Raw genomic sequence first — 596 nt, forward strand, 5'->3', positions numbered from 1 at the left:
AGTGGCACAGCGTGGGCGGCGTGTGCAGGCGCGTCTACGCCGAGCTGGAGGCCGCGCGCGGCGCCTCGAGGTTCGACGGCGTGCGCCGCATCGGCATCGACGAGACGTCGTACAAGAAGGGCCACAAGTACGTCACGGTGGTCGTCGACCACGACCGCGGCTGCCTCATCTGGGCGCACGAGGGCACCGGCAAGGACGTGCTCAACCTGTTCCTCGACGAGCTCACGCGCGAGCAGAGGCGCGCCATAGAGGTGGTGACCGCCGACGGCGCGAGGTGGATAAGGCAGCTGGTCAAGCGCCGCTGCCCCAACGCGAGGTGGGTCATGGACCCCTTCCACGTGGTCCAGTGGATGAACGACGCGCTCGACGCCGTGCGCTGCGAGGAGTGGAACGCCGCCAGGGCCGCCGCCAGGGCCGCCAGGCCCAGGCCCGAGGGCAAGCGCGGCAGGCCTGCCAAAGGCGAGCTGCCGCCCGAGGAGGTCAGGGCGCTCGAGGAGGAGGCGGCCTCCATCAAGGGCAGCCGCTACGCGCTCGTGAAGAACCCCGAGGACCTCACCGACGGCCAGAGGGCGAGGCTCGAGGCGCTCAAGAAGAGG

General features: G+C 70.8%; 1 protein-coding gene. It reads left to right on the forward strand.

All coding sequences use genetic code 11. The features are described from left to right. Positions 1 to 596: ISL3 family transposase (locus tag ACTQ05_RS09560; protein WP_441538977.1), on the forward strand; the 596-nt coding region annotated here is incomplete at both ends.

Origin of the sequence: Collinsella sp. LCP21S3_A9, from assembly GCF_052118785.1 — a bacterium.
Classification (GTDB): Bacteria; Actinomycetota; Coriobacteriia; order Coriobacteriales; family Coriobacteriaceae; genus Collinsella.